The 10,517-nt window shown below is 39.8% G+C and carries 13 protein-coding genes; 7 read left to right on the top strand and 6 right to left on the bottom strand.

From position 1 onward, the window contains the following. Positions 1-409 precede the first annotated feature (409 nt). The 3 genes from H6G76_RS35190 to H6G76_RS35180 all read left to right on the top strand — a co-directional run bounded on the left by H6G76_RS35190 (position 410) and on the right by H6G76_RS35180 (position 2,632). Positions 410-733 carry a hypothetical protein gene (locus H6G76_RS35190; protein WP_190710817.1) on the top strand — a complete coding sequence of 108 codons (324 nt, stop codon included), beginning with the start codon at positions 410-412 and terminating at the stop codon, positions 731-733. 333 nt (positions 734-1,066) lie between these two features. Then, positions 1,067-1,597, top strand: a complete 531-nt coding sequence (locus tag H6G76_RS35185; RefSeq protein ID WP_190710816.1) for a DM13 domain-containing protein — start codon at positions 1,067-1,069, stop codon at positions 1,595-1,597. A gap of 492 nt (positions 1,598-2,089) precedes the next feature. Then, the gene (locus H6G76_RS35180) at positions 2,090-2,632 is read left to right on the top strand and encodes an allene oxide cyclase barrel-like domain-containing protein (protein WP_190710815.1); all 543 of its coding nucleotides are present in this window, start codon (positions 2,090-2,092) and stop codon (positions 2,630-2,632) included. Positions 2,633-2,871: 239 nt separating this feature from the next. Here the strand turns inward: H6G76_RS35180 and H6G76_RS37950 are convergent, their stop codons facing one another. The 3 genes from H6G76_RS37950 to H6G76_RS35170 form a co-directional block, all read right to left on the bottom strand. After that, positions 2,872-3,003, bottom strand: coding sequence for a hypothetical protein (locus tag H6G76_RS37950; RefSeq protein WP_277883159.1), 132 nt, complete (start codon positions 3,001-3,003; stop codon positions 2,872-2,874). 287 nt (positions 3,004-3,290) lie between these two features. Then, positions 3,291-3,983 carry a hypothetical protein gene (locus H6G76_RS35175; protein ID WP_190710814.1) on the bottom strand — a complete coding sequence of 231 codons (693 nt, stop codon included), beginning with the start codon at positions 3,981-3,983 and terminating at the stop codon, positions 3,291-3,293. Between the two features lie 540 nt (positions 3,984-4,523). After that, positions 4,524-4,748 carry a hypothetical protein gene (locus H6G76_RS35170; protein ID WP_190710813.1) on the bottom strand — a complete coding sequence of 75 codons (225 nt, stop codon included), beginning with the start codon at positions 4,746-4,748 and terminating at the stop codon, positions 4,524-4,526. Positions 4,749-4,888: 140 nt separating this feature from the next. Here H6G76_RS35170 and H6G76_RS35165 point away from each other — a divergent pair, with 140 nt between their 5' ends. Beyond that, complete coding sequence (locus H6G76_RS35165) at positions 4,889-5,032, top strand: hypothetical protein (protein WP_190710819.1); 144 nt, start codon at positions 4,889-4,891, stop codon at positions 5,030-5,032. Between the two features lie 105 nt (positions 5,033-5,137). Here H6G76_RS35165 and H6G76_RS35160 read toward each other — a convergent pair whose 3' ends face one another. Together H6G76_RS35160 and H6G76_RS35155 are read right to left on the bottom strand one after the other, a co-directional pair. Beyond that, the gene (locus H6G76_RS35160; RefSeq protein ID WP_190710812.1) at positions 5,138-5,458 is read right to left on the bottom strand and encodes a hypothetical protein; all 321 of its coding nucleotides are present in this window, start codon (positions 5,456-5,458) and stop codon (positions 5,138-5,140) included. A gap of 305 nt (positions 5,459-5,763) precedes the next feature. Continuing rightward, positions 5,764-5,934: a hypothetical protein gene (locus tag H6G76_RS35155; RefSeq protein ID WP_190710818.1), complete on the bottom strand. Its 171-nt coding sequence runs from the start codon at positions 5,932-5,934 to the stop codon at positions 5,764-5,766. 277 nt (positions 5,935-6,211) lie between these two features. Between H6G76_RS35155 and H6G76_RS35150 the strand changes: the two genes are divergently transcribed. Continuing rightward, a complete protein-coding gene (locus H6G76_RS35150; protein ID WP_190710811.1) occupies positions 6,212-6,811 on the top strand; it encodes a TetR/AcrR family transcriptional regulator in 600 nt (199 codons plus the stop codon). Between the two features lie 27 nt (positions 6,812-6,838). Continuing rightward, the gene (locus tag H6G76_RS35145) at positions 6,839-8,425 is read left to right on the top strand and encodes an FAD-dependent monooxygenase (protein WP_190710810.1); all 1,587 of its coding nucleotides are present in this window, start codon (positions 6,839-6,841) and stop codon (positions 8,423-8,425) included. A 257-nt stretch (positions 8,426-8,682) separates the two neighbouring features. On the opposite strand, the gene H6G76_RS35140 is transcribed toward H6G76_RS35145, so the two are convergent. Continuing rightward, positions 8,683-8,841, bottom strand: a complete 159-nt coding sequence (locus H6G76_RS35140; RefSeq protein ID WP_190710809.1) for a hypothetical protein — start codon at positions 8,839-8,841, stop codon at positions 8,683-8,685. A 372-nt stretch (positions 8,842-9,213) separates the two neighbouring features. Here H6G76_RS35140 and H6G76_RS35135 point away from each other — a divergent pair, with 372 nt between their 5' ends. After that, the gene (locus H6G76_RS35135) at positions 9,214-9,777 is read left to right on the top strand and encodes a hypothetical protein (protein WP_190710808.1); all 564 of its coding nucleotides are present in this window, start codon (positions 9,214-9,216) and stop codon (positions 9,775-9,777) included. Positions 9,778-10,517 lie beyond the last annotated feature (740 nt).

Below are 10,517 nucleotides of genomic sequence, written 5' to 3'. Positions count from 1 at the left end.
TTGCAAGACTTCGAGAGTGCCAACACTAAACTTGATGAGGCTTTAGAAAGTAAAAAACAAACGGCAGGAATACAAAGATAAATAAATTGAAGAGAAAAAATCAGCTACTTTAGACGAGAAATGGTACTTGATATTCTTCTATATAAGCTTGAATAACTTCTGGCGGCTCAGACATCACAGCGACAATTTCTGAAAAAACGTTAAATTGGGTGTTTACCATTTTTCTGAATCAGTAAGTATCAACAAAATTAAAAATGGTAATAGTTGGCTGTTTAGGATTACCAGTAAATCTTTTGCCACCGAGTGCAACTTTTAAGTTAAAAAATGTTTAGGATGCGAAGTTTTTCTGAAGCCCTGATAAAATTCAATAGCTAAAAATTTGAGTCTCAGATGAGCCAGGGAACAAGGTATGCAAGCCAAAAGTGAAGTCATAATTAAATTCAGCGGTTCACTACCTGAAGCAAAACCAGCAGCGAATAAAAAAGTTGAAGTCTCACTGACTGACCAGAACGGTATAGTCTTCACTGCTTTGATTAACGCAAAAAGCTGGCGCAAGGCGGAAACTAATGCCTCGGAGTTTGCGGACTGGGCAGGGGCTATATCTGGCAAGCTTGGTGTGCGGACAGATTCGGGGTTTGAAGTGATTGATGCAGGGTTGCAAATCTTTGAAAAGAAAGCGAAGGAGCCTAAAACAGAAGAAGGTGCTGCTGTAGCGGAAGCTGGCGCAAGTTAATAGGCTTGTTTCAGGCATTCATGAACAAATTTTTACCTCTGCAAATATCTAATTGCAGAGGTAGAAGCACTGTGAATTGCAGATTTAACTCATTCTATGAAAAGTACAAAATATCACTTAGTTGAACAATGCTGCTTGTGACCTTTTTTTTCAATTGTGTAGTTGAAAACTTAAAATTTGCTGAGAAATCTCCAAGCAGAGTTTAAACAAAATATTATTTTTTAATAACAGATTACTTAGATATCCATAATTTTTAGTTAAGTTATTGAAAATATAATGGGTTTCAAGTTCAGTTGAAAATATACATCACTGATTAATTAAAGAGGTTGATTCATGAAATTAATAAATTTATTAATACTAACTTTGTTCTCGCTTGTCATAGTTAGCTGTGTCCGAGACGTATCAAAGAACCAGTCTGAGCAAAGTCGTACAACTGTGAATGCAACTATTCCTGTGTCTGCACCTGGGATTGAGCCTAACGCCCAGTCAGCAGAATCTCAAGATTCAACTGTTGTCAAGTCAGGCACTTTTGTTTCTGGAGAACATACAACTCAAGGAACGGTTCGTCTTACAAACAAAGATGGTAAATCATTTATAGAGCTTGAGCAATCGTTTAAGACTTCAGAATTAGGGCCAGATTTAGTAGTAATATTGCATCGTTCAGATAGTGTAATAAACTCAACTAAACCACCAGCCTATCCATTAAAGAAAGGAGACTATATCATCATTGCTCCCTTACAAAAATATAGTGGTGCTCAAACATATGCTATTCCGAACAACATCAATTTAGGAGATTACAAATCTGTTGCTATCTGGTGCCGCAAGTTTAATGCGACTTTTGGGGCTGCCAATTTGAGTAAGTAAAGATTAAGCAACCAGGGCGGCGCATCTAAATTACTCCTAATCAAAACCAAAGTTGAGCGTCGCAGCTTTATCATCTGTTCCGCTTGCGTTTAAAGAGTTTAACGCAATATTTATTTATAGAGAATTAGCAGGCTAATTCTCGGAAAAATAGCCAAGAAATCCTAAACTATAAATATTTGTATACTCACAAGATTCTCACAATGCTGTTTTATTTTTGAGTTGCATGAAGGGAAGTTTGAGTAGGAAAAGGCAGAGAGCAGATGGCAGTTATGCACGCTCTGTTTCTCTGCACAATTAATCTGTCTGTGCGTTGGAGTCTATGGGAATTTAAGTACCAACCTAACTTATGAATTTCAGTGGTTTTCAATGGGGCGGGGTTACTAATCCCTATCCAAGTGTTCCTTCTGCACCTTAAAGTAATCCTGCCTTTGTTGAACGAAAACAAATTTTGAAATCAAGAAAGAAAATAATTATCAATAAAGAGGGTTGAATATGAGCAAGCGAATAGTTGCTTTTGTTACTGCTGTTTTATTGTCCGTCTTGACCATCATAATTTATAACTCGGTCGGGGCATTTGCAATCGAACTACGACCTAATTTAGAGTTAACAGACAAAGGAACTTATCTTGCAGTCGCCTTTGAAGTACCGCCAGCCCAACAGTTAATTCCAGCCCCCCCACAGCCAGCATCTTCTAATGTTGGAGCGACAACTTTAATGAACAGCGATCTCTTTAACAAAAGCGGTACTAAAGTAGGAAGCCGACATGGTTTTTGTATCATCATTAATCCCAGCAGCAGCTTAAATGGTGAGACAACCGGAGAGTTGATGAAATGCGAACAGGTTCTGTTGCTTCCACAAGGTAGCATTAATATCAGTGGAGTCTTTAATCGTACTGCGTTTGACCAAGAGTTACGACCATCCGTATCTGCCATCGTCGGCGGTACGGGCAAGTTCTCAAAGGCTCGTGGTGAGGTTCATATCTTTGGGAGTGGGCCAAATGTGGCCATACATACTTATAAAATTTACTTGAGTTAATTGAAAGTATCATTGGTCATTAACTTTCAACTGCTAAATTTAATTTGTCACTAATACAACAAGTGGGGAATGGAAATGCGATCTCTTCGCTTTCCGTTTCCCCAATGTGAGTGATATTAATTTATAACCAAAATCTTTGTTCTTTTTATTCTCATTGGCTGACTGTGGAGAATTATTGAAAAACTGTTTGAAATCTCGGCTTTTGATTTGATAACGATTGACACAACGCTTTTTGGCTTTCAACCAACAGCGATCGCACCATAACAGAACTCCCTTGGATCTCCCGGCATCTCTTCCTCGCACCACTGCTGAAACGCACGATTTGACCCAATCCTGAAACCAACCGCCAAATTGCTAACCCAGTCTGGCATTTACCATTACTAGTCGTTGTGCGCGAGACTCCCGCTTTTTCAGCGATTACAAAGCATCAGTGCGATGTATGGATTCAATCAACTCCTCAACTTCTTCTTCGTCCAGACACTGTTTCACTTGGGTGCGGAACCAGTTGGATTCTTCCAGTTCTGAATCCTTACCTCGGTAGACCAGTAATGTTCCCGATGAAGTCCTTGCCTATCAGATTTCAGAAAAAAACCTAGCGACGGGTAAAAACCACATCGCTAGGTTTCTACTACCCAAGAATCTCAATTACAGCAGGCATCTAAGGAAATTGATCTCCTGTCTGGGGCAGGAATTTGTTGTGAATAATTTCTTGATAAATTTCTAAATCTGCTTGCCAGTTATCGAGTACTTGTTGTAATCCTGCCAAGCGTTCGTCAAGATTATCGCTTGATAGCTGGTAGCTAAAACTGCCATTGAACATCACAATCGGAGTCATTGTTTCGTCTTCTTGACGAATTGCTGCTTCGTGAATGCTTAGATAGAAAGGACTGCGTTCTAGAGTATATGCTAAATTTAACGATGCTCTAACTTTTGCTTGACCTATTTCTTGCCATTCTCCAGGCGATAATAATCTTTCACTTAAATATTTACTGGCTTGTTGTTGTTGCTCAAAAGTAATGTGCTTTCTAGGATTGATCCCCAGAGCTTCATATTCTAGGTTCGGTAAAGCCTGCACGTATTTACGAACAATATCTGGAATCATTACTTGTGCTAACTCTTTACCTTCAATCGTTTCCAAAAACATGATGCGGTTTGGTTCAGAGACAATATTAATGCCTGATGTATAAGTTATCTGAACAACATGATTTGTAAAAATAGTTTGTCGAGCTAATTCCCAATCGGTTGGGACTATACCACTGGATTTCAAGAAATCAGGATTCAGAATAGTTGGTTGATGATTTTTGACAGCAATAACAATCCCAAACTCTTGTACAGTTAACTTTGGACTCATGGAATTCCCTTGAAATTAATTACTTTAGAATTCTGGGTTACTATGCAAACAGCACTGTCATACCAAGCGCGCAATTCGCTGCGGACGCGACGCAGGAGCGTCGCTAACGCTCTCTCGCTAATGCAATTAAAAAACTTAAATACAGCAAAACTTTCAATGGTTAAAGCTGTATCAAACTTTTCGTGAAATGGTATTACTGATTCCAGATATCTTTGAGAAAAAATCTAGCTTTTAACTAATGTATTATTGTCAGAAATATTTTATTTAATCAAGCAGTTCGCTTGATAAAGCCAGAATGTTTACCCCCTATTTGATTCTTCATTTATTTTACTTTTTTCAGTGTTATAATAATTAAACAACTGAGAATCTTCACAGATTTTTAGAAAATATATTAATTAAGTAACCTAGCTGACATTATATTTAAAATTATCAACTTTTTAGGTAAAATTACCAGAAAATTAAATTTATGAAAAAGTCTTTAAATTGCTAAGAAAAATGTGAAACTATGTTCATCTAAGCTTTAACAAAATAAAACACATATTAATTTTTACCCAAGATGGCTTTTCTAATATTTTTGTTGAAGAAGAAGATATCAGCCAGAATGTAGGAATCAGAATCAATCGGATAAAAAGACCTGTGACCGAATGGCACTCTTGTAAAGCTGAAAGCTTGTGTAGGCAGGGTGTGGGGTGTGGGGTGTAGGGTGTAGGGGAAGATTAAGAAAACCAAATATCGAGTACGAACATAAATATTTTCATTCTTCACTACACCCCACACCCAAAAGCCTTATAGGTAACGGATTTGGCGTTATCTTAGTGCCATTCGACCTGTGACCTTTTTTGAATTCAAAATGCAAAGGTTAAATCTGATGTGGTTGCTTGGTTCGAGTGGGCTAGTAGTGTGCTTTGTCAGTTGCCTTTTATGGCATAGTTCTATTGATGGCGGCGATCGCTTATTTTATTCTGACTCGCATCTTAATTTCTCATCACGGTAGAGACTCAACCTTGGCTAGCGCTGTTGGGGGTAGAGGGTGTGTTATGCTCAACTGAAATCAGAGGAAGGGCGGGGGAGTGAGTAGAGGTTGCTGAGGCAGGAGCGATCACAGATTAAAACTACCCTGAAGAAGTAGAACAGTACTATAAAAGATAGATTTTTTATTGGCTGACGATTTTTGATAGTTTGCCACTGATTAAAGGACATCCTCTTGATGTACCGAGAACTGACTTAAACTGGATCAAGACTTTATCTCCAGGCTGAAGCTGAAGTTTATCTAGTGCTTTTGTGTATCGAAATCGCCATTGATGTTTTTGATATGATTGGTAACAGTCTGGATAGTCTTGTTTTTTCTGCTCATACCAACTTTCTATCTCAGGTAACACATCACTTACTTTAATCAGGATTTCCGAGAATGCTAGTCCTGTATCTTTGTATAGCTTTTTTATTTCTTTAAGAAGAATAACACCTTCAATACTCATAACGACACCTATTGAGACAATTCCCGATCAATTCTCTGTGCCAATATCATGTTGGTATCAGAGGTACTCACTTTCCTCAAGACTCACGCAGCCAAGGCGATCGTTGTTGAGTTGCTAGTATGCCTAGAATTGCCTCAATCCGGTCTAGTCTGCTTGGTGGTTTTGGTGTGTTGGTCATATGATTTTAACCAGAAACAAATCACAACAATAAAAATTGTATATGACTTACAGTGTAAGCTTTCTAGCTTCTGAGTGATTTTATTAACTAATTCACTAGCTTCAGTTCTTCGCGTTTGGTATTTGAACTAACCATTTTCATCAACTGCTGATTCAGGTAACTCTGGGCTGAAAGGTAAAGGTATATTTGGCTCTAGAGGCAGGTCAGAAGGAAAGCTGTCAACGTGAACGGTAGCGATAATGCAGTGAGGGTTTGCATTGAAGAACTGGTCTACTTTTAATGTCCAATTTTTTGGCATAGTCTTCAAAGCCCAGGAGTGCAGTGCATATTGATTAAGATTACAAGTATTAGAGCAGAAAGCCCACCAGTAACAGACTGAAAATCCAAAAAATTTTCAGTCTGTTGCGTCCTTCAGGGGTGGGACGGGCAGTTTGCAGAATCATGAACCGAATTGCACGTTTGTAAACTACCTCTTACTACTTGGAGAAAAAGAGAATGTACATTTTTGTATTGACCTGACTCTAAAAAAAAGTTGTGTTAGTATTTAGTTGAATGAACGTTCAATCAGTTAAATTATGCAAGGAAAAAGTTCGCGGCAACAACAAGCTGTTGTGCGGCGGGAACACCTAGTAGATACAGCGTTGGCACTGTTTTCAGAGCAAGGTTACGATGCAACCAGCATCAAGCAGATCGCGGCAGCAGCAGGCGTAGCAGTAGGACTGCTGTATCACTACTTTCCGAGTAAAAGTGAGGTGATGAAAGCGGTATGGGAACGGCACAGTTTTTTACCAGAGCTAAGGGTGCTACTTGCGGTCGAGTATGACGAGGTGGCAGCACGTGTTCTGGAAAATGTGGCTGAGAGCTTTTCGGCTATGCTCAGTCGCAAAGAGGTGCTGTTTCGCCTCATGGTGCGTGAAAGCCAGAGTAACCCAGAAGTTGCGGCTTGTCTGCACATGATTGTGGAAGAAGGCATGACGGCGTTAGGGGCTTATCTAGAAACCCGCGTTCAGGTCGGAGAACTGCGTCCTCATGATACAACCTTGACCGCCAGAATGCTATTTGGAACGGTTTTGACCACACACTTGGCGCGTCTGCCGATTCCGTCGTGGGCGGATCTAGTTTCGCAGATGCTATGCGGCATCAATACTCATACTGATTGCGTTCATCCTGAGTAAAACAACTTTCTGTGCGAGGTTGAAAATATGGGGACAACGAGTAAAACCGATGTGATCATTGTTGGAGCCGGGCCAACTGGGCTGTTGCTGGCTGTGCAATTGATGCGTTACGGCATCGACTTTGTAATCTTTGACAAAAAAGAAAGTATCACTGATTTATCAAAGGCTCTGGTCGTTCATGCTCGGACTTTGGAAATTTACGACCAAGTGGGTCTGGCGCAACAAGCTGTTGCAGATGGCGAAATCGTGCAGAAAGGCAACTTGATGCACAACGGCAAAATCAACGCCCAGCTTGATTTTTCTAACTTCGGCGGTCAACTCAGTCCTTTTCCGTTTATGCTTGTTTTTGAACAAAACAAAAATGAGCGTCTGCTTTACGAGCATCTTCAACACAACGGCAAAGAAGTTCGATGGCAGACCGAAATGGAAAGTCTAACGCAAGATGCTAACGGCGTGAAAGCAGTTGTGAAAAGGACAAAGGGCGAAACACAGACCATCGAAGCTCAGTATCTAGTAGGTTGTGACGGTGCAAGTAGTCTAACGCGCCATCTCCTCGATTTGAGTTTTGCGGGTTCAACTTATCCACGCCTGTTTTACGTCGCGGACGTGGATATGGAGTTTCAAGCGGACGAGGCAACGTTCTACGGCACTCTGGGAAACAACTCGTTCGTGCTGATGGTTCCTATGCAAGGTGAGAAGCACTGGAGGCTAATTGGCAACCTGCCCGAATATGATGAGCAAGCGGATCGAGAAGTAACTTACGATGAAGTCGAAAACAAGGTCAAGCAATTAGTACAGCAGCCATTGAAAATTACAAATGTGCGCTGGTTTTCGAGTTACAAAGTACATACTCGTTGCGCGGATAAGTTTTTCAAAGGTAGATGCTTTCTGGCTGGCGATGCCGCCCATGTTCACACGCCAGCCGGAGGACAGGGGATGAATACGGGTATTCAGGACGCTTATAATCTGGCATGGAAACTAGCGTTTGTTTTGAAAGGCTATTGCCAGGATTCATTGTTAGAAAGCTATAACGAAGAACGTCTAGCCAATGCCAAACGCCTGTTGCAGACGACTGATCAATTTTTTGATGTCGCGGCGGGAGATCGCTGGTATTGGCAATTTTTCCGGGACAACATTTTACCAAGCCTGGCCAATGTTGTAACGCGGTTTAGTGCAGCAAAAGAGTTTCTGTTTGAGCTAGTTTCGGAAATTGGAATAAATTACCGTGATAGTTCTTTAACTCAGCATCAAGACAGCTTTTTGGAAGTTAAAGCCGGAGACAGAATGCCTTATTTTCTGGTGGACGGTACGAACATTTATGATCGCCTGTGCGCTCCAAAATTTCACTTGGTTGTATTGTCTGATGGTCAACAAAGCTATGAAAATTTGCAGGTAGAACTAGCAAAAGAATACGGTAATTTCATTGATTTTAACGTTGTTCCTCTTTACCCAAGCGTTGTAGAAATATTTGGCATCAATCAACCTTGTAAAGTTCTACTCAGACCTGATAACTATATCGGACTGATATCTACAGAATTATCCTTGGATGATTTAAAAGCCTACATGGATGAGTTACTCGCTATTGACAAAAAGCCCAAAACCCCGCTACTTTAGTGCGCGGACTGGCTTAATCTCAAATTCCTTGCTACCAAAATTTCAGAAAAAACAAAGCGACGGGGAACAACCCTATCGCTTTGTTATGATCATCCGAGAATTTCAATCACCCAACCCAGAACAGCAGCAGAGCGATCGCCCGTTGGCACAAATACCCGCTTGCGCCAGTTGATGATTTCTGTGAAACAACCCACAGCCACAAGTTGATCGGCTAAAGATAAGGCATTGATGAACTCAATAAAAAAACTCAGTCTTTGTCAGGCTTTAGCTATTGCAACTGGGTTAATTGCTCTGTTGAGATGTTCGCCAGCACCAAACCAGCCACCAACACCGACAATAGAAAAACCATTACGGATAACTCCCCAAATTACTGCACCTACTAAACCATAAATCAGCCCCCACCTGTTGGTGGGCAATGCCTAAACTTAAGATTAAAGTTGTATTTATCCTCTTGTTCAAAGATAAGGATTTGTGCAATTTTCAACTAGCAACACGGACTAGTTATATCTAAAAATCTACTTTTATTGATGAGAGCGAATGCGATTAGTGTGAGCGTGTTAGTCTTTTTAACATTCCAAGCACATCTACTGCACTAGCGATCGCTCCTCCCAATTCACCAGCCGTTTGGAGATGGCATTACAGAAGATTGCAGTTAAAGCCGCATGATTAAAATTAGTTAATAATACTGAATTAGTATGTTGAGTGGAATGCTTATAGTGGGATAAATATACGCTTCCTTAAACTAAATTTAGCTTGGCACTATATTTCAAAAAAAAGGGATTAACTTTATGAAACTACAAAATCAAATTAAAAGGATTGGAGTTATACTCAGTTTAATTTTTATATTTGATGCAGCCTTAAATGTAACTCCATCAGTTGCTCAAGAAAAATGTGGGAATACTGAACCTGTTGAAGCTAGCAAAACTAATAAAACAGTAGAATTAAAAAAAATTGGCATTAAAATTAAAATTCCTTCTAACTTTAGAACATTACTTCGTAATGACGGTTCTATAAGCATTCTCGATCCTGGCTCATTTGAAGCAGTTAGATGTAAAGCTCCTCATGGTCTTTACTATTTCAATATTAAACTATTACCTAATCCTAAAAAACTATCTCTAGTAGAACTAGCTAGGACTTCCTATAGTACAGCTTTAGGCGCACCAATCAAACTACATAATTATAGGCAGAAGAATACACAAGCATTAGTTATAGATGCTCAAGGTGCTTATGGTGCTTATGGAATTTTCAATGTTCCAAGGAAGGGTACAGTAGAAATGAGTGCTGTTTGTGATTGTGAAGTTGATAAGAAAGACATTATAAGGTATTTAGAAGTAACTGAACTAATCAAATAATAAATATAGTAAAAATATTTCTCAAAACTTAAACAGAAAGTTGCATAATTCTTAGAGGAAAATATGGGAGCGATCGCTTCATCTCTCACACACACCCCCAAACCCTGCTACAATCCGTGTGGTCAATACAGTAACTACCATCTCTGGCAAAGGATTTGGGCAACGCCAACCTACAAAAATAGATAAGCTGGTTGAATCTGCGGTGGGCTACTGCTAAATGTAACGGAACAGTCTGGTGAAGAAGCACAACGGATAAATGATGCCTTGCTGCAAGAACTAACCGTGACCTAAGAGTAGTGAATAGATGCGATCGCTCCCAGCCCCCAATCATGAACAAAATTCACAATCTAGGATTGACTGATACTGAATACGCACAACTAGCAGCCCAAGGCTAGGCTATGCCTAAGCACCGTACATAACCCATACGCTAGGATTTTTACATAAGTTAATAATTAAAACTTGGAGTGCAAAACACCAATGGAGAAAGCAACATTTGGGGCTGGCTGTTTTTGTGGTAGAGTTTCCTACTTTACCACTGTATGACAATTTTAATATTCAGCTATCGGGTAAGGATTTGAAGCAATTAAAACTACTTTGGTAGGAGTACGGTTCTAAAAATTATCATATTAGTTTTGACTTAGGATTGAGAATTAAATAAGATCCAAAAATAGACACAGCAATGATAGGGTGAACTTATACTGTGAGCAACTCAAAGATGCGATGAATCCCTATCCTTTTAA

Source organism: Nostoc sp. FACHB-152, from assembly GCF_014697475.1.
Classification (GTDB): Bacteria; Cyanobacteriota; Cyanobacteriia; order Cyanobacteriales; family Nostocaceae; genus Nostoc_B.
The sequence above is the reverse complement of the archived record's forward strand: the minus strand, read 5'-3'. Positions and strand labels throughout refer to the sequence as shown.